Annotated in this window: 13 protein-coding genes; 4 read left to right on the forward strand and 9 right to left on the reverse strand. The window is 55.0% G+C overall.

The window, feature by feature from the left end; genetic code table 11:
• Together CKK19_RS06350 and pepN are read right to left on the reverse strand one after the other, a co-directional pair.
• A partial coding sequence (locus CKK19_RS06350) for a helix-turn-helix domain-containing protein (RefSeq protein ID WP_196343145.1) occupies positions 1-197 on the reverse strand: 197 nt, incomplete at its 3' end.
• Between the two features lie 106 nt (positions 198-303).
• Positions 304-2,916: an aminopeptidase N gene (gene pepN, locus CKK19_RS06355; protein ID WP_225455077.1), complete on the reverse strand. Its 2,613-nt coding sequence runs from the start codon at positions 2,914-2,916 to the stop codon at positions 304-306.
• 253 nt (positions 2,917-3,169) lie between these two features.
• Here pepN and pncB point away from each other — a divergent pair, with 253 nt between their 5' ends.
• From pncB to CKK19_RS06375, 4 genes are all read left to right on the forward strand, one after another.
• The gene (gene pncB, locus CKK19_RS06360; RefSeq protein WP_023299736.1) at positions 3,170-4,372 is read left to right on the forward strand and encodes a nicotinate phosphoribosyltransferase; all 1,203 of its coding nucleotides are present in this window, start codon (positions 3,170-3,172) and stop codon (positions 4,370-4,372) included.
• Positions 4,373-4,540: 168 nt separating this feature from the next.
• Positions 4,541-5,941 carry an asparagine--tRNA ligase gene (asnS, locus tag CKK19_RS06365; RefSeq protein ID WP_003858191.1) on the forward strand — a complete coding sequence of 467 codons (1,401 nt, stop codon included), beginning with the start codon at positions 4,541-4,543 and terminating at the stop codon, positions 5,939-5,941.
• A 606-nt stretch (positions 5,942-6,547) separates the two neighbouring features.
• A complete protein-coding gene (ompF, locus tag CKK19_RS06370; protein ID WP_022647640.1) occupies positions 6,548-7,606 on the forward strand; it encodes a porin OmpF in 1,059 nt (352 codons plus the stop codon).
• A gap of 184 nt (positions 7,607-7,790) precedes the next feature.
• Complete coding sequence (locus CKK19_RS06375; protein ID WP_048965695.1) at positions 7,791-8,981, forward strand: amino acid aminotransferase; 1,191 nt, start codon at positions 7,791-7,793, stop codon at positions 8,979-8,981.
• A gap of 53 nt (positions 8,982-9,034) precedes the next feature.
• Here the strand turns inward: CKK19_RS06375 and CKK19_RS06380 are convergent, their stop codons facing one another.
• The 7 genes from CKK19_RS06380 to cmoM all read right to left on the reverse strand — a co-directional run bounded on the left by CKK19_RS06380 (position 9,035) and on the right by cmoM (position 19,670).
• On the reverse strand, positions 9,035-9,682 hold the full coding sequence (locus CKK19_RS06380) for an MBL fold metallo-hydrolase (RefSeq protein WP_023299733.1): 648 nt from the start codon (positions 9,680-9,682) through the stop codon (positions 9,035-9,037).
• A 20-nt stretch (positions 9,683-9,702) separates the two neighbouring features.
• Entirely contained in the window at positions 9,703-10,254 is a 552-nt protein-coding gene (locus CKK19_RS06385) for a YcbK family protein (RefSeq protein WP_003858202.1), read from the reverse strand.
• Between the two features lie 175 nt (positions 10,255-10,429).
• Entirely contained in the window at positions 10,430-12,253 is a 1,824-nt protein-coding gene (gene ldtD, locus CKK19_RS06390; protein WP_063854226.1) for a L,D-transpeptidase, read from the reverse strand.
• Between the two features lie 178 nt (positions 12,254-12,431).
• A complete protein-coding gene (gene mukB / locus CKK19_RS06395; protein WP_023299731.1) occupies positions 12,432-16,880 on the reverse strand; it encodes a chromosome partition protein MukB in 4,449 nt (1,482 codons plus the stop codon).
• Positions 16,880-17,584: a chromosome partition protein MukE gene (gene mukE / locus CKK19_RS06400; RefSeq protein WP_003858208.1), complete on the reverse strand. Its 705-nt coding sequence runs from the start codon at positions 17,582-17,584 to the stop codon at positions 16,880-16,882. The genes mukB and mukE overlap by 1 nt, the downstream gene beginning before the upstream one ends.
• Complete coding sequence (gene mukF / locus CKK19_RS06405; RefSeq protein ID WP_022647635.1) at positions 17,565-18,887, reverse strand: chromosome partition protein MukF; 1,323 nt, start codon at positions 18,885-18,887, stop codon at positions 17,565-17,567. Before mukF ends, mukE begins: the two co-directional genes overlap by 20 nt.
• Before the next feature lie 3 nt (positions 18,888-18,890).
• Positions 18,891-19,670: a tRNA uridine 5-oxyacetic acid(34) methyltransferase CmoM gene (gene cmoM, locus CKK19_RS06410; protein WP_006809373.1), complete on the reverse strand. Its 780-nt coding sequence runs from the start codon at positions 19,668-19,670 to the stop codon at positions 18,891-18,893.
• Positions 19,671-19,735 lie beyond the last annotated feature (65 nt).

Genomic DNA, 19,735 nt, shown 5'->3' on the forward strand with positions numbered 1-19,735 from the left:
CGGGAGTGGGAGTGCGGAGCACGCGACCGGTCAGAGAGAGATGACAGGTCAGAGGGGTCAAAACGCTGAAGCCATTTGTAACCGGTTTTTCGACTGATGCCGAAGAGACGGCAGAGGGCAGAAAAAGAATCCGTACCTGCATGGCAGGCACGGATGAAATCAAGGCGTTGCATAGGTCGGGTCTCAGTCCAGGGCATAGCGAGTCTCCTCTTCTATGCCAGTTATAACTGTTACCCATGTATCCGGTCTAAAGTGTTACCCATGTTTCCGGTTCATACCGAAGCGCCACCGGGCTTTTTTACATCAGGCCAGCGCCTTTGTAATCTTCTCGTACAGATCGCCAGACAAATTTTCCAGCCCTTTCAGCTGCTCAAGTGCGGCACGCATTTTCGCCTGACGCTGCGCATCGTAGCGTTTCAGGCGGATCAGCGGCTCAATCAGACGAGACGCCACCTGCGGGTTACGGCTGTTCAGCTCGGTCAGCATTTCAACCATGAACTGATAACCGCTGCCGTCTTCAGCATGGAACGCGGCCGGGTTGCTGCTGGCAAACGCGCCAATCAGGGAGCGGACGCGGTTCGGGTTGCTCATGGTGAACGAACGGTGCTTCAGCAGGCTGCGGACCTTGCTGAGTACATCGACTGCCGGGCTGGTGGCCTGAAGAATGAACCACTTGTCCATCACCAGACCATCCTGATGCCACCTGTCGTCGTACTCCTGCATAAGCGCATCGCGGCACGGCAGCTCGGCGGCAACGCTTGCGGCCAGCGCGGCCAGGGCATCCGTCATGTTATCGGCTTCGTGGTACTGCTTGCTGACCAGCGTGTTCGCCAGTTCTGCCTCACCAAACGCCAGATAGCGCAGGCAGGTATTGCGCAGGGAACGTTTACCGATATCCCCATGTTCCACCCGATACGCGTCCAGCTTGTTGGCGTTGTAAATGGCGAGGAACTCATCTGCCAGTTCGGTCGCCAGCGTGCGGGTCAGCGCTTCACGCACGGCGACGATCGCAATCGGGTCGATGATGTCAAACAGCTCGGCGATTTCAGTCGCAGACGGCAGCGTCAAAATTTCAGCCGCCAGCGCCGGGTCAATGTTCTCATCCAGCAGGATGGCACGGAACGCGTCTGCCACATGAACCGGCAGCGTCAGCGGCTGGCCCTGCTGGTAACGGTTGACGTTCAGCTTGATGTAGGTCGCCAGCAGGCTTTGTGCCGCATCCCAGCGCGAGAAATCGTTGCGCGCGTAACGCATCAGGAACGTCAGCTGCTGATCGCTCCACTTGTATTCGAGTTTCACCGGCGCGGAGAACTCGCACAGCAGGGCAGGAACAGGCTGGAAATAGACGTTATCGAAGATAAAGGTCTGCTCTGCCTGGGTCACATTCAGCACGTTATGTACCGGGTGACCGCCCTTCTGTAGCGGGATCACGTTGCCTTCGTTGTCGTACAGCTCAACGCTGAACGGAATGTGCAGCGGATGTTTCTCTTCCTGCTCCGCCGTTGGCGGTGTGCGCTGGCTGATGGTCAGCGTGTACTGCTCAGTTTCCGGGTTATAGTCGTCTTTGACCGTCACAATCGGCGTACCGGCCTGGCTGTACCAGCGGCGGAAATGAGACAGATCCACGTTAGAGGCGTCTTCCATCGCCTGGACGAAATCGTCGCAGGTGGCCGCACTGCCGTCATGACGCTCGAAGTAAAGCTGCATCCCTTTCTGGAAATTCGCTTCGCCCAGCAGGGTGTGGATCATGCGGATAATTTCAGCGCCTTTTTCGTACACCGTCAGGGTGTAGAAGTTATTCATCTCAATGACTTTATCCGGGCGGATCGGATGGGCCATTGGGCTGGCATCTTCTGCAAATTGCAGACCACGCATGGTGCGCACGTTGTTGATGCGGTTTACCGCCCGCGATCCCAGATCGGAGCTGAACTCCTGATCGCGGAAGACGGTTAAGCCCTCTTTCAGGCTCAGCTGGAACCAGTCGCGGCAGGTGACGCGGTTCCCGGTCCAGTTATGGAAATATTCGTGGCCGATAACGCGTTCGATATCGAGGTAATCTTTATCCGTTGCGGTATCGTTACGCGCCAGCACGTATTTGGAGTTGAAGATGTTAAGACCTTTATTCTCCATCGCGCCCATATTGAAGAAATCGACAGCAACGATCATATAGATGTCGAGGTCATATTCGAGGCCAAAGCGCGTTTCATCCCACTTCATGGAGTTGATGAGGGAGGTCATTGCCCACGGGGCGCGGTCAAGGTTGCCACGGTCCACGAACAGCTCCAGCGCGACTTCACGGCCAGAGCGCGTTTTAAAGGTGTCGCGCAGAACATCGAAATCGCCCGCCACCAGCGCAAACAGGTAGCAGGGTTTCGGGAACGGATCCTGCCACTGTACCCAGTGACGGCCATTCTCCATTTCCCCTTCACCAATCCGGTTGCCGTTGGAAAGCAGGTACGGGTACAGCGTTTTGTCGGCAATAATTTTGGTGGTAAAGCGCGCCAGGACGTCCGGGCGATCCAGATACCAGGTAATGTGGCGGAACCCTTCGGCTTCACATTGGGTGCACAGGGCTACGCCTGACTGGTAAAGCCCTTCCAGCGCGGTATTGGCGGCAGGGCTGATTTCATTCACGATGCGCAGGGTAAAGCGTTCCGGCAGGTTGTCGATGACCAGCTGGTTGCCTTCTTCTTTATAGTCTGACCAGGCTTCATCATTAATATGCAGGGAAACCAGCGTCAGGTCTTCACCATCCAGACGCAGCGGCACGGCTGTCGCGCTCTGGCGCGTCACCTGGCTTACCGCCGTCACGACGGTTTTTGTGGCATCCAGTTCGAAGGTCAGATCGATATCGCTTATCAGGTAATCCGGCGCACGGTAGTCGTGGCGGTATTTAGCTTGTGGCTGTTGTGTCATAGAAAACCTTATGCATCGTTTGTCGAGTAACGATTCAATATATTCCGGTTGTGTAAAACGCGCTATGCAGAATGTTCATCTTTTCAGGCACAACGCCGTTTTTGCTACATTTTTATAACACGGGGCACGAAATGCGCTCGACCATAAAGTGTGCTTATGTTGTGATCGGGGTTCAATAAATCACTAAACAGGGTATACTCCGGAGTTGTTTATTGTACTAAACGCTCCCGTGAGAGGATGCTACAGCGCACCTATGACTCAATTCGCTTCTCCGGTTCTGCATACGTTGCTGGATACCGACGCGTACAAGCTGCATATGCAGCAAGCCGTGTTTCACCACTATCATGATGTTCATGTTGCGGCGGAATTTCGCTGCCGGGGTGACGACTTGCTGGGTATCTACGCAGATTCCATTCGTGAACAGGTCGATGCCATGCAGCATCTGGCGCTCACCGATGACGAATATCAGTGGCTTTCAGGCCTGCCTTTCTTTAAAGCGGACTATCTGAACTGGCTGCGTGAGTTCCGCTATAAGCCGGAACAGGTCACCGTCACCAATGATAACGGCAAGCTGGACATTCGTCTGACCGGCCCGTGGCGCGAAGTGATCATGTGGGAAGTGCCGCTTCTGGCCGTGATCAGCGAGCTGGCCCACCGCTATCGCTCCCCTGAAACCGGTGTAACGCAGGCGGTTGCTGCTCTGGAGAATAAACTCGTTGAGTTTTCCAGACTGACAGAAGGGCTGGATATGTCCCGCTTCCGTCTGATGGACTTTGGCACGCGCCGCCGCTTCTCTCGCGAGGTTCAGGAAGCCATTGTCAGACGTCTGCAACAGGAGCCGTGGTTCGTTGGCACCAGTAACTACGATCTGGCGCGTCGCCTTGATTTAACGCCGATGGGTACCCAGGCGCACGAATGGTTCCAGGCGCACCAGCAGATCAGCCCTGACCTTGCCAACAGCCAGCGCGCCGCCCTCGCCGCGTGGCTTGAGGAATACCCGGATCGGCTGGGTATTGCCCTTACCGACTGCATTACCATGGACGCGTTCCTGCGCGACTTTGGCCCTGAGTTTGCCGAACGCTACCAGGGTTTGCGCCATGATTCCGGGGACCCGGTTGAATGGGGTGAGAAAGCCATCGCCCATTACGAAAAACTGGGTATCGATCCCATGAGTAAGGTGCTGGTCTTCTCCGATAACCTTGACCTGGCGAAAGCCGTCGACCTTTATCGCCACTTCTCATCGCGGGTGAACCTGAGTTTCGGAATTGGTACGCGCTTAACCTGTGATATCCCCCAGGTGAAACCGCTGAACATCGTCATAAAGCTAGTGGAATGTAACGGTAAGCCGGTCGCGAAGCTCTCCGACAGCCCGGGCAAAACCATCTGCCATGACAAAGCGTTTGTCCGCGCATTACGTAAAGCCTTCGATCTGCCTCAGGTTAAAAAAGCCAGTTAACGGCTTCGGGGGAGCCTTCATGGCTCCCCTTCTCTTATTAATTTCTTATTTCTTCTCTTAAGACGGTGAAATTTACTTGTCTGATAGCGGATGGCAGGTAACATAGATATCCCCCCTATAAGGGCGGACAAGTGTTTATTTTTTCCGACTATTAACAGAGAGAATATTATGAGCGTTGTGCCTGTAGCCGACGTACTCCAGGGCCGTGTCGCCGTTGACCAGGAGGTCACCGTGCGCGGATGGGTGCGTACTCGCCGAGATTCTAAAGCTGGCATCTCCTTCCTCGCCGTCTATGACGGTTCCTGCTTTGATCCTGTACAGGCCGTCATTAATAATTCTCTGCCCAATTACAATGATGACGTTCTGCACCTGACAACCGGCTGTTCCGTGATCGTCACCGGTGTTGTGGTGGCCTCTCCGGGCCAGGGTCAGAGCTACGAAATTCAGGCGACCTCGGTGGAAGTGACCGGCTGGGTTGAAGATCCGGACACCTATCCGATGGCTGCAAAGCGTCACAGCATCGAATATCTGCGTGAAGTTGCGCACCTGCGTCCGCGCACCAACCTTATTGGTGCAGTGGCGCGCGTGCGTCATACGCTGGCGCAGGCGCTGCATCGATTCTTTGACGAGCAGGGTTACTTCTGGGTGTCTACTCCGCTGATCACGGCATCCGATACCGAAGGCGCAGGTGAAATGTTCCGCGTTTCAACGCTGGATATGGAAAACCTGCCACGTACGCCGGAAGGAAAAGTCGATTACGACAAAGACTTCTTTGGTAAAGAAGCCTTCCTGACGGTTTCCGGCCAGCTCAACGGCGAAACCTACGCCTGTGCGCTGTCTAAGATCTACACCTTCGGCCCAACCTTCCGTGCGGAAAACTCTAACACCAGCCGTCACCTGGCGGAATTCTGGATGCTGGAGCCGGAAGTCGCCTTTGCCGATCTGAATGACGTGGCTGGCCTGGCAGAAGCGATGCTGAAATACGTGTTCAAAGCCGTTCTCGAAGAACGCGCAGACGACATGAAATTCTTCGCTGAGCGTGTCGATAACGACGCCATCGCCCGTCTTGAACGCTTCGTCTCCGCAGACTTCGCGCAGGTGGATTACACCGACGCGGTCGCTATCCTGGAAAAATGCGGTGAGAAATTCGAAAACCCGGTTTACTGGGGCGTGGATCTCTCCTCCGAGCATGAACGTTATCTGGCAGAGAAGCACTTCAAAGCACCGGTTGTGGTGAAAAACTATCCGAAAGACATTAAGGCGTTCTATATGCGCCTTAACGAAGATGGTAAAACCGTTGCCGCGATGGATGTTCTGGCGCCGGGCATCGGTGAGATCATCGGTGGCTCCCAGCGTGAAGAGCGCCTGGATGTACTGGACGCGCGTATGCAGGAGATGGGCCTGAACCCGGCGGACTACAGCTGGTATCGCGATCTCCGTCGCTACGGCACCGTTCCGCACTCTGGCTTTGGCCTGGGCTTCGAACGTCTGATTGCTTACGTAACAGGTGTTCAGAACGTACGTGATGTGATTCCGTTCCCACGCACACCGCGTAACGCAAGTTTCTAACCGACCAAATCATTAATGGCCAGCAAATGCTGGCCATTATTTTATCCTGCAATGTCAGTTTTCGTCAGTCAAAAGTAAGCGTCTATAAACCACAACCCCGCAATTCCCTCTACCTGTTACGTTTTGTTTCCACGAAATATCCTTAGACAAAAAAACAACCCTATTCTTATTGCGCTTAATACAATCCTTACGCAATAGCACAAAAAACAACCACTTTCACAGCCATCTGGATGGCTTTTGTCGATTATAAGAAAAAATGAGCCGTTTAACTTCTGTTTATACGAAAGGCCTTTAGCTAAATTAAACATAAGGAAATCATATATATAAGAATAAAGGGGAGGTTTAATTCACCAGAACGCGCTGAAGTTTGAGGTGCTTCACAAAGTTCCCAAAAATACATATTTAGTTACACATATTTTCTTTTGGTAACTGAATCTTGAAGATTGTAGCACTTTCAGTGTAGCGAAACGGTTCTATGAATGGAAAGATGCCTGTCAGACACATAAAGACACCTAACTCTCATCAATAGTTCCGGAAATATTTATTGACAGAATTTATTGACGGCAGTGGCGAGTGTCATAAAAAAACCAATGAGGGTAATAAATAATGATGAAGCGCAATATCCTGGCAGTGGTAGTCCCTGCCCTGCTGGTAGCCGGTGCAGCAAACGCTGCTGAAATCTATAACAAAGACGGCAACAAATTAGATCTTTACGGGAAAGCAGTTGGCCTGCATTACTTCTCTGATTACGCGGGCAACGATGGCGACAACACTTACGCGCGTCTGGGCTTCAAAGGTGAAACTCAGATCAACGATCAGCTGACTGGCTACGGTCAGTGGGAATACAACTTCCAGGGTAACAACTCTGAAGGCGGCGATGCGCAGAACGGCAACAAAACCCGTCTGGCATTCGCAGGTCTGAAATTTGGTGACGCAGGCTCCTTCGACTACGGTCGTAACTACGGTCTGGTCTATGACGCAATCGGCATCACCGATATGCTGCCTGAGTTCGGCGGCGACACCGGCGCGAGCGATAACTTCTTCGCAGGCCGTACGGGTGGTCTGGCGACTTACCGTAACAGCAACTTCTTCGGCCTGGTTGACGGTCTGAACTTTGGTGTTCAGTACCTGGGCAAAAATGAACGTGATGACGCGGTACGTTCCAACGGCGACGGCTGGGCGACCTCTCTGAGCTATGACTACGAAGGCTTCGGCATTGTCGGTGCTTATGGCGCCGCTGACCGTACCAACAACCAGCAGACTCTGGAATGGGGTGAAGGCGACAAAGCTGAACAGTGGGCAACCGGCCTGAAATACGACGCGAACAACATCTACCTGGCAGCCATTTATGGCGAAATGCGTAACGCAGCGCGCCTGGGCAGCCGTGGTTTCGCTAACAAGTCTCAGGACTTCTCTGTTGTCGCTCAGTACCAGTTCGATTTCGGCCTGCGTCCGTCCATCGCTTACTACAAATCTAAAGCGAAAGACGTAGAAGGTATCGGTGACGAAGACTACATCAACTACGTTGATATCGGTGCGACCTACTACTTCAACAAAAACATGTCTACCTATGTTGACTATCAGATCAACCAGCTGAAAGACGACAACAAGCTGGGCATCAACAACGACGACATCGTGGCTCTGGGTCTGGTTTACCAGTTCTAATCAGCACACCTCGTTGCTATATGCTTAATGAACAGGGCTTCGGCCCTGTTTTTTTATTCCCGAGAGAAAATAATAGCGACTTTTGAAAAGCCGCACGCTTTTCGTCGCAAACGGTTGGCATTTTGTAAATCTACCGTTAACCTGATAGCGGATTTCACTTCTGTAATCACAATGGAACTTCGTCATGTTTGAGAACATTACTGCCGCTCCTGCCGACCCAATTCTGGGCCTGGCCGATCTGTTTCGTGCCGACGACCGCCCTGGCAAAATCAACCTGGGTATTGGTGTATATAAAGATGAAACCGGCAAAACTCCGGTACTGACCAGCGTCAAAAAAGCTGAGCAGTATCTGCTGGAAAACGAAACCACCAAAAACTACCTCGGTATTGATGGTATCCCTGAATTTGGTCGCTGCACCCAGGAGCTGCTGTTCGGCAAAGGCAGCACCATTGTGAGCGAAAAACGCGCCCGCACGGCGCAGACCCCAGGCGGTACCGGCGCACTGCGCGTGGCGGCAGATTTCCTGGCGAAAAACACCTCTGTGAAGCGTGTCTGGGTAAGCAATCCAAGCTGGCCGAACCACAAGAGCGTGTTTAATTCTGCGGGTCTGGAAGTCCGTGAATACGCCTACTATGACGCGGCAAACCACGCGCTGGACTTCGATGGTTTGCTGGCCAGCCTGAGCGAAGCCCAGGCGGGCGATGTGGTGCTGTTCCATGGCTGCTGCCATAACCCAACTGGTATCGATCCTACGCTTGCACAGTGGGAACAGCTGGCTAAGCTGTCCGTTGAAAAAGGCTGGCTGCCGCTGTTCGACTTCGCTTACCAGGGCTTTGCCCGTGGTCTGGAAGAAGATGCTGAAGGTCTGCGCGCATTCGCCGCCGTCCATCAGGAGCTGATTGTCGCAAGCTCCTATTCCAAGAACTTTGGTCTGTATAACGAGCGTGTCGGCGCCTGTACGCTGGTGGCCGCTGACGATCAAACTGTCGATCGCGCATTCAGCCAGATGAAGTCCGTGATCCGCGCTAACTACTCCAACCCACCGGCACACGGTGCGTCTGTAGTTGCGACGATCCTGAGCAACGATGCGCTGCGCGCAATCTGGGAACAAGAGCTGAACGATATGCGTCAGCGCATTCAACGCATGCGTCTGCTGTTTGTGAACACGCTGGCTGAGAAAGGCGCCGACCGTGACTTCAGCTTCATCATCAAGCAGAACGGCATGTTCTCCTTCAGCGGTCTGACCAAAGAGCAGGTGCTGCGCCTGCGTGAAGAGTTTGGCGTCTATGCCGTTGCCTCTGGCCGCGTGAACGTTGCAGGTATGACGCCTGACAACATGGCGCCGCTGTGCGAAGCCATTGTCGCGGTGCTGTAACCTGCACCCATAAAAAAAAGCCTGCATCGCGCAGGCTTTTTTATTGAAAGGGTTTACCAGACAGGCATTTCATCCTGAAGGAACGGGTTATGCAACCGCTCATCGCCCAGCGTTGACATTGGTCCGTGTCCAGGGATAAACGTCACATCATCACCTAACGGTAATAACTTCTGCTTAATCGACTGAATCAGCTGACCGTGATCGCCGCGTGGGAAATCGCTGCGTCCTACGCCCCCTTTGAAAATCACGTCACCGGAAATCAGCAGGCGTGACACGTCATCAAAGAAGACAATATGGCCGGGCGTATGCCCGGGGCAATGCAACACCTGTAAAGTTACATTCCCTACGTTAACGCGATCGCCTTCGTTCAGCCAGCGGTCCGGTGTCAGTGGCTGACAGTCATCCAGACCAAACATGCGGCTTTGGGCAGGCAGCCCCTGAAGCCAGAACTCATCTTCTTTTTCCGGGCCGATAATCGGCACACCGTAGTGTTCAGCCAGTTCAGCCGCTGCACCCACATGGTCAAGATGGCCATGGGTCAGTAAAATCTGCATCAGCGTTACACCGCTGGCAGCGACTTCCTGCTTGATTGTCTCAGCGTCGCCACCGGGATCAACAAGCGCGGCCAGTTTAGTTTGTTCACACCAGATCAATGAACAGTTCTGTGAGAACGCGGTAACCGGAATAATACGATAGTTCATACTGCTCCTGTGTTTCGTTATTACCAGTGCCGAACCGGCCCGGTATCAATATGCACAAAGTTGCTACGTGGGTAGTATCCTACACCACCTGCGCGCATAGATAACGCCGCTTTGCGAATATTGGCTAACGAAACGCCTTCAATATGGAAATCCATCGCCTGCCCTTTGGTGTGATAGCTTTTTTTCGCTACCCCACGGCTGTGGGCGCGCAGTTCATTGTTGGTATCCAGAGAGCGATAGCCAGAAATGAGTTGCACCGGCCTTTTGGTCCCCAGCAGTCCCTGCAAGCGGTAAAGCTGATCGAATAATCCAGGGTCGATGGCTTTGATTTTGTTCGCGCGGAAATCACGGAAAAAATGGTTGAGTCGTGCTAATTCATCCTGAATATAGCCTCTGCCATCGAAAAATTCCGCTTTAAGCGTCTCACCAGTATGCAGATTGTTGAGCGTTAAAATACGCGGACGAGGTGTCGAGAGGGTGGCAAATGCTGGCGTCGGAAGGATGGCTGCTGCGCCCAGCGCAACGCCACCTAGCGCCAGCAATTTGCGGCGATTAGCGTCAAATTTGTCCATGATAATCAGGTCTACAGGTAAAAGAAATTGTCAATATGCTTAGCGCACGAAGGGCACCATAACTGGCAAAGCCTGCTACGTCAAGGCGCCCAATCCCAGTGAATACGCGGCTTGCAGCCAGATCGCCTCATATTCACCATAACTTACGACAATCATTTTTACCGAACTACTTCATTTACCTGATTAATTGTTCCGCTTTTGGCAAGATTTGTGCGCCGGATCGCGCTGTCAGATCATAATTGTAAATATCTGTACGATACTGGGTACGTCCGTCCGCGCCCACAAACGCCGTCAGATAGTAAAGATTGACCGGAATATTGTGGCGGATATTGACGTAACGCGTATCCCCCTGCTTCAGGGCATCTGATATCCGCGTATCGTTCCAGCCTGCATCCTGCAACAGCATATTCGCCAGTTCGGAGGCCTTATTCACGCGAACGCAGCCAGAACTGAGCGCGCGTGCGTCTTTCTGGAACAGATTATGGTTCGGGGTATCATGCAGATAGATTGCGTCCGAACTTGGCATATTGAATTTGTAACGTCCGAGCGAGTTATGCGCACCCGGTGCCTGCTGGAAACGGAACGGCAGGTTCGAAGGCGTAATCGTTGACCAGTCGACCATCCAGGGGTCAATCGCTTCTTTGCTGTTCCAGCCACGCATCACCGTATAGTTATGTCGCTCCAGATAGCCCGGGTCATTCCAGACCTTAGGCAGGATATCTTTGCGCGCCAGCGTCGGCGGCACGTTCCACGGCGGGTTAACCACCACGTTATTCAGCGCGCTGCTCATCATCGGCGTTTTGCGGTCAGGTCGACCCACAATCACGCGGGACGCCAGCACTTCGCTACCGTCCTGATAGTAGACCAGAGAGTACGCCGGAATGTTGACCATAATGCCGGTGGATAACGTGCCCGGCAGCAAGCGCAAGCGCTGGATATTCAACGCCAGCACCCCTGCCCGCTGGGCCGGAGAGACGTTCAGCCAGTCGCGAGTCGATGGACCAATCACGCCGTCGGCGCCCAGCCCCTGCGCGGCCTGGAACTGCTTCACTGCCGCGACCAGCTCACGATCGTAAGCGGCGGGCTTATTGCTCAGTGCAACGGCGGTTTTCTCTTTTACCGGCGCCGACGGGCTGACGACTGCGTTTTGCGTATCGTCGCCGGGCAGCGCAATTTTAGGGCCGCTGTCAAGCATGCCAGACCGTTTCATAATTTCGCGAATCGCAGGCACATCGCTGCTCCATTGTCCCGGACGCAGCGTTGCTGTTCCACGCAACTGAGGCCACGGGCGGGAATCCGCGACCAGCTCAAGAAGCGACTGATGCATCGTGGCATACTGCGGGTGGGCAGGCGCAAGGCTTGCGATAAAGCGCGGCAGTTCACCGTTGTCCAGCGACAGCTGCCACTGATTAATGACGGACAGCGCGGGCGTCGCCAGCTTGTACGGTTTACTGCTGTATAACCAGCGGTTGCCGTTCACCGAAATCCCCGCCACAAACTGCAAGTAGCCCATCATGGCATCAGACAGCACCACATCACGCGCCTGTCCGGTAACGGCAGGGTCGGTCAGGAGTTCAACCCAGGTCGTGAACTGTGGCTGAAAACCTGCAATCGCCACTTCAGCCAGCTGCTGCTGGAAGGCACGTACCGCATCGCGATTTTCCCACATCGGTTTCATATCGCGCGCAGCGTAAAGCAGCGTGAGCTGGTTAATATAAGCGGGAGTATAGCCCGAGGGCAGCCCGGTCATAAGCTGCTGGCGTAATGATTCAGTATCGATGCCTTCCGGCAGCGGTTTAATGCCGGCCATGATGGCCGTCGCCGGAGACTGATCCAGCGGTTGTGACAGCGACGTCGGCTGCGCGCCCATCGTCGCGGAGCTGTCAGTCGGTACAATTTCAGGCTCATCGGCCTGAGCGGTAAACAGTGGAGCAAACATCACTGTCAGGCACAAACTCAGCGCAGACAGCTGACGACCACGATCTTTCTTAAGCAACATCCCTTGCCCCCTGTTTTTCACGACATGCCCAGTATTATGGAGCTTTCCTTCAGTATAGAAAGGCATACACGCTGCTGCCTTGCCTTATGTAAAGAAGTTTAAAGATAACGCAGCCCTGAACACAAGTTAAGTGAATAAAAAAGCGACGCCTGAGCGCCGCCTTTTATCATACCCGGGGTTAAGAGGCGTCAGCCGTGCCCGGTAAAGACTCCGGAGGCTGCGGCGCAAAGCCACGCAAACCTACGACGTGTACATGTTCACTGTTCTGGAACACTTTACGCACCAGCTTATAGGTTGTCCCTTTTTCCGGACTGATGTTTTCCGGCGCCGCGATGATGAGCTGCATATCGAGTCGCTCGCAAAGCTCAAACAGCGTGGCGATGGAGCGGGCGTCGAGACGCGCGGCTTCATCGAGGAACAGCAGACGGCATGGAGAGATGTCCTTGCCACGCAGACGACGCGCTTCATCTTCCCAGCTCTGCACCACCATCACCAGAATCGACATACCGGTACCGATGGCTTCACCGGTAGAGAGCGCACCGGATTCCGCGCGCAGCCAGCCGTCTGAGCCACGGTTAACCTCAACTTCCATTTCCAGATAGTTGCGGTAGTCCAGCAACTCCTCGCCGATGGTTTGCGGCGTACGCTGGCCCATGTCAATCTGCGGATTCAGACGCTGATACAGCTTCGCCAGCGCTTCGGAGAAGGTCAGGCGGTTACTGTTGAACAGATCCTGATGCTGCTCATGCTGTTCAGACAACACGTCAAGCAGCGTGGAGTGCGCCTCACGCACGTTCACGTTCAGCCGCACGCTGTTGACCTGGCCAAACGACACGCTTTGCAGGCCCTGGTTCAGCTGACGGATACGGTTCTGCTCGCGCTGAATGGTTTTACGAATAATATTCGCCACGCTGCGGGAGCTGATTGCCAGCTTCTGCTCGCGGGAAGTCAGCTCCTCCGTCAGACGGCCCAGCTCGATCTCCATCTGTTCGATCGCTTCAACCGGATCGTCGGTACGGATGATGTCCTGACGAATACGTTCGCGTAAGTGCTGATAAACCGCCACGAAGAACTGAATTTTGCGCTCAGGACGCTTCGGATCTTCGGACATGCGCAGCACGTCGCGCAGGTGTTCATTGTCCGCCACGGCCAGACGCAGCGCACCCAGCGCCTTATCCGACATAGAGCGCAGTTCATCGGCTGACAGGTACGCCAGCTCGCGACGGTGCAGACGACGCTCCACGTTGTTGTCCTTCACCATGCGCATCACCGCGCACCAGCCCGCCTTCGCAGTCACAACCTGTTCACGCATCTCAAAATAGTCGCGCTCCAGCTTGCGCAGACGACGCGTCAGGTTGTCCATCTCCGCTTCACAGAAGGTCAGCGCTTTTTCGAGCTGATTACGACGCGCACGGTTGTTGCTGAGCTGAGCATGCAGCTCATCGCGGCGAATACGCGCCCGCTCTTCTGCGCCGCTGTCGGCGCGCACGCCAATGTCCTGCAACTCTTTATGCAGGTCATTTAACAGCTCTTTCTTGGTGTCGAAGGAGCTTTTCAGCGACGCCATGACCTGGCTGTACTGGCTCAGCTGTGCAGCGTGAGTACGCATCGCTTCACGGGCGCGCGTTCGTTCCGCTTCGGCCTGCTCAAGACGCTGGCGCAGCTTTTCATTCAGATCGCTGTTCCCGCTCAGCATTTCTGCTGAATCGGAGTAGCCGAAGTGTGCGCGACGTTGCACCACTTCCGTGAGGGCAAACGCCTGCTGACGCGCTTCGCGCTGCACCTGCTGTGACCAGGCGTAATCTTCTTTTAACTGCTCAAACTGTTCCGGGTCGCTCTGGAGAACGGAAACCATCGGCTCCAGTTTTGCCAGCTGATTGCCGTGTTGCTGCACAAAGCGCGCCGCTTCCTGCGCTTCGTCCAGACGTTCCTGAATCTCATCCACGCGGTCGGCGAGCGTATCGTCCGCCAGCAGGTTCAGGCGCGGCAGGATGCGGTTAAGGGCCGCAACGCCTTCTTTCGCCTGCTCAAACTGCACGCGGCTTTGCTGGTTGTCATTTTCATGGCTGGCAAGCGCACGCTCCAGCTCACCGCGGCGGGTGTTGAGCTTACGAATTTCGGCTTCCGGATCGGGCTGGAAGGCAACGCCCAGATGGCTGCCGATAAAGCGGCTGAACGCCTGATGCAGACGCTGGGTTTTCTGCACGTCAAACGACAGGGTCGCAAAACGCTCTGAAAGCGTTTCACGCTCGGCGTGCAGGCTTTCAATACGGTTTTCACGCGCGGCGCGGCCAAACAGCGGCAGTTCCGGGAAGCGCGAATAGCGCCACTGGCGATCGGCGATTTTCACCACCACCGCTTTTTCCAGCTCGTCGACGCTGAATACGCTGTCATCAAACGACTGCGGATCCCCTTCGATGAGGTAGAGATCTTCCGGGCAGTCTTCCAGCCCTGCAAGCTGGTCAGAAATCAGCGACAGATCCGGCACTACAATCGCGTTACGGGACGGACCGTACAGCGCGGAGAAGTACGGCGCATCGTCCAGGCCGACGTCGTCGTAAATTTCAGACAGCAGCACGCCGCCGAAACGCTCGGCTAACGCATTCAGGCGCGGATCTTCTGAGCCGCCAGGCTGGCTTAAACGCTCGATTTCTTCATCGACGTCACGCTTGCGCGCGCCCACTTCGTCACGCTCAACAATCGCTTCGCGTTCGCGCTCCAGCAGCTGTTGCATGTATTCTGTGACGTCCTGGCTGGAGGCAAACTCCTGACCACACTGCTCGCTGAGCTGGTTCAGGCTGCTTTGTGCGGCCAGCCAGATCGGCGCACGCTGTAAGAGCGTCTTCGAACGGGACTGAAGCTGTTCCAGCTCCTGACGCAGCGTCATGCGCTGTTCGCTGGCGTTCGATACGGTATCGGACAGGGCCGCAATACGCGCTTCCAGCTCCTGATGCAGAGCCTCAAGCTCGTCGAAATCGTAATTTTTACCCTGACGTTTGCAGAATTCCGCCAGCAGACGCTCAGCTTCCTGCTGTTCACGCAGACGCTGTTCCAGCTCGTTCAGGCGCATGCGCAGCGGCTGCACCTGTTCGGCCAGATGGCGCTGATTGACGCCGTCGCGCAGTAGCTCACGGGCAACGTCCCACGCTTCGTTACGCGCCAGCGGACCGTTGATCGCCACCACCAGCTGGTACGCCTGCTCAAACTGGCTGTGTGCCGTTTGCGCCACGCTCATTTTCTGATCGAGAGAAAGCAGTTTCTCAGTGGCTTCCTGCTCTTTGGCCTGGAAGGTATCCAGCCATTCGTCAGCGCTTTCAGGGGTCAGGTCCGGCAGGTGGCACAGCTCTTTGGCACGCTGCAACGCCTGCAGCGCCTGGTTGTATTGGATCGCGCGGGTCTGCTGCACGTCCAGCGCCTGCTGGTAGTCTGCGAGCTGGCTTTTCAGCTCATCCACTTCCAGCTCGGCGGCTTCCGCGCGGGCTTCGTTCTCTTCCTGCAAATCGGCGGCTTCTGCCACCACTTCATTTTGCTCTTCAAGACGAATTTGCAGCTCATCGAGATCGGCTTCATAACGCTCGATTTTTTCCTGCTGACGCAGCGCGGTTTGCACCAGGTTCAGATGATCGCTGGCCGCCTGGTAATCGGCTTCCAGATCCCCTTCGGCACCGTTGTGCTCGCCCAGTTCGCGCGCCATTTCGACATGCTTATACTGCTCGGCGACCAGCTGTTTGCGGGAGGTAAACAGCTCGCGGCGGTATTCCAGCGCCTGATCGAGATGAATACGGCGCTCGTTGGCGTGACGCATATAGTCTGCCGCCACGTAGTTGGTGGCTTCGCTGATCAGGTGCTTAAACAGATCGCGGTCAGATTGCGTAACGCGAATCGCTTCCAGCGTCATGCGGTTTTCACGCAACGCGGCTTCCATATCCTGGAAGGCCTTACGCACGCCGCTGTTTTCCGGCAGCAGGTAGTCGCGCAGGGAGCGGGTAATGGCGCTTGAGATACCGCCGTACAGGGAGGCTTCAATCAGACGGTAGTATTTACTACGATCTGACGCGCTGCGCAGACGACGGGCCACCACGCCGAGATCGAACATCAGAGAGTGGTAGTCGGTAATGGAGTTAAACTGCTTAAACTGCACGCCTTCGATGGCTTCCAGCTTGTCTTTCAGCTCCTGGAGCGTCAGAACGCGCGCCTGACGTTCATTCAGGGTTTCCGTCAGCAGCGCGGTCGGCTGCACGGAGGTTGGCAGCCCCTGGATCGCAAACGGTTTGATATCTACTTTACGGTCGCGGCCGGCAACCTGCTGCAGGCGCACGCCTACAACCACGCGCTGATGACGGGAGTTGATCACGTCCAGCACCGAATAACAGACGCCCGCTTTCAGCTTACCGTGCAGCCCTTTATCTCGGGAGCCGCTCGTTGCACCCGCTTCAGTGGTGTTACGGAAGTGCAGCAGGGTCAGGTCAGGGATCAGCGCCGTCACGAAGGCCGCCATGGTGGTGGATTTACCTGCCCCGTTACCGCCGGAGAGCGTTGTCACCAGCTCATCCAGATCGAAGGTTCGGGCAAAGAAGCCGTTCCAGTTAATCAGCGTTAGTGAGCGAAATTTACCGCGTTCAATCATTACTCTTCCTCCCCGCTATCCGGCTGATTCTCTTCGTGCTCGTCATTGAGCTGCAAATGGTTTTCCACCGGCATCGCTTCACCGTCACGGATCATGCGCAGCTGTGCTTCACGCGCATCGTCACCCGCACGCACGTCGGCACCAAAGCGGAAGACCGATTCGGTAATGCGGAACTTGCTGCTGTCGTGACCCATGAACCAGACCATTCCCAGACGGCGCAGACGGTTCAGGGAAGAGCGAACTTTTTCCTGTAATTTCTGACGGTCCAGATCGGACCCCGTCGAGCGGTTATTTACCAGCTTGAGCAGCTTGCTTTCATCCGCCAGCGACAGCAGCTCATCGTAAAGCTCCTGCTGGGTGAAGATCCCTTCATTCGCCAGACGTTCCGGGCTGAGGTAGAGGTAGCAGAGAATTTTGCCGACCATCATATCCAGTTCGGAAAGCACCGAGCGCGGAATAAGCGTAGTAGAGCGCGGACGCAGGTAGAAAAACCCTTCCGGGGCGCGGATCAGCTCAACGTTATAGCGAGCGTAAAACTCTTCCAGATACTCCTGAAAGTCCATCAAAAAGGCGTGATTATCCAGCTCGTCAAGGCCAATGTGACGACCGGCACGCAGCTGGCTGTCCAGCGCCGGAAACAACGGATTCGCCAGCGCCTGTGCCAGCTTAACTGGCATCACTTGTTCAATATTTGTCAATGACATGCGCCTGTACCTTGGCTCCGTAATCGTTAATCGGCTGCCACTTCGGCGGCAGTCCGGTGAAATCGGCTTGTGCGATGCCCAGGCGCACCGCCTGGTCTACAACAATGCGGGCTACATCGAAGTGGCGCGCTCGCGGATACTGCGCCAGATAGTCGCGTACCACGAGACCAAGATCCAGCGGTGCTTGTCTGGCTTTATAGACAGCGAGCTGTTCTTCGATCATCGCCGCAAGCTGCTCGCGAATTTCGTTAAATTCTTCGTATTCCAGATCCGGCGGCAGTTCCCCGGTAACCTCTTCATCACGCAGCGCCATCTCTTCGTCGCGCATATCCAGAAGACGATCGGCGTTGGCGTAGGTCAGCGCCCACGGCGCATCAAAGTAGGTCTGTACCGACTGGCGCAGACGCTGAGCAAAGACGCGGTTCTTATCCATATCGATGGCGGTACGGATAAATTTATGCACGTGGCGGTCGTAACCGATCCACAGGTCGATCGACTGCTGGCCCCAGCTGATAATGCGGTCAAGCTTACTCTGCAAATCAAACACCAGACGGTCGATAAAATGCAGATCGTCGTGCGCCATCGTCGCGTCCTGGATGCGCAGCAGGTTGGCCTGTAGCTTATCCCCAGCCGCCTCCAGCGTATCCTGCAACTCACGTAGCGTACCGGACGTTTCTGACAGCAAAAGTTCACAGCTGGAGATGGCCGCACGCCAGTCTTTATTCAGCAGTTGAGCGATATCGTCTTTGACCTGCTGCTGCTGTTCGTCCATCAGACGTTGAGTCAGATCGATACTGTCGAAAATCTCGGCGACCGAGTATTTTAGCGGCGCGTAAACGTTGCGATGCCAGTGGAATTCGTCACCGTTTTCATCAGCCGCGTCGGCGGCACGCTTCAGCTCGCCTGCAACAATGGAGAGCTGCATGGAGAGACGCAGCGTGGAAAATTCGCGCTGGCGGATGTAATAGTCGGTAATGCCAATGCCCAGTGGCGTAAGACGATAGATGGCGTTTCCTTCCGCCTGCTCGCTGGTAAAGCGGTTCAGCAGACGTTGACGCACCATATCATTGATTGCGTTGTTGGCACGCACGCTAATGGTTTCGCTGGTTTGCTCAAACGCATCACTGACGTGGCGGAACGCATCCACCAGTTCGCCTTCACTCATTTCGCCATCCAGGCGTTCGCCGTTTAGCGTCGCAACCGCCAGCAGGAATGAGAGTCTGTCTACCGGCAGCGAGATGGAGAAATCGTTTTTCCTGGCCCAGGCAACCAGTTCGGGGACTGTCTGGGAAAATTCACTCATAGATTATCCTTGCATCTGCGGCTTGCGCGCGGTGACGTGGATATAGCGGCCAAGGCTCAGATAAGGCTCCTGGCGGCAGTACCGCGTCTCTATTTCTGTTAAGGCGTCTAAACAGTCATCCTGTTTTTGTTTATCACGCAGATAATCATGAAACACCCTCACGCCAGTTTTGCCGGTAATTTCCCAACCGATCTCCTCCAGCCAGCCATAGACCTGCTGCGGTTCACGGGGGAAATCCGGTGAAAGCGTGCGTCGTTTCTTTTTATACATGCCCTGCTGTACATAGCCAAAATTGCCGACCAACACGTTTCGCATCAGCAGGCCGTTTGCATTGTAAAACATCAGCGATAACGCACCGCCCGGGCGCAACATCGACCACAGCGTTTTTAACATCGCTTGTGGTTCGGCGACCCATTCGAGCACAGCATGAAACAATATCAGATCAACCTGCGTTTCCAAATGCTGCGGAATGTCCTGAGCGGCGCAATGTATAAAATGCATGTTGTCGCTCACACCTTTCTCTTCTGCCGCTCGCCCGGCGCGCGCAACCATCTCGGCAGAAAGATCGCAAAGCGTGACGTGATGTCCCCGCTGCGCCATCAGAATTGCAGTCTGCCCTTCCCCACCTCCGGCATCCAGTACGCGCAACGGTCGGTCACCAAATTCAGCCAGCAGCTTATCCAGATCCTGCCAGAGGATCGTCTGACGAAGCTGACCTTTGGTAGTGCCATAAATGTTGCGCGAAAACTTTTCCGCGATGTCATCAAAATTGCGATCCCGCATTGGGAGGGTTCCACTCACTGCAAAACCGCTATTTTGTCACACCCGCGCGGAGAATGAACCACTCT

It is taken from the genome of Enterobacter sp. CCUG 70166, assembly GCF_020224095.1.
GTDB classification, from domain to species: Bacteria; Pseudomonadota; Gammaproteobacteria; order Enterobacterales; family Enterobacteriaceae; genus Enterobacter; species Enterobacter intestinihominis.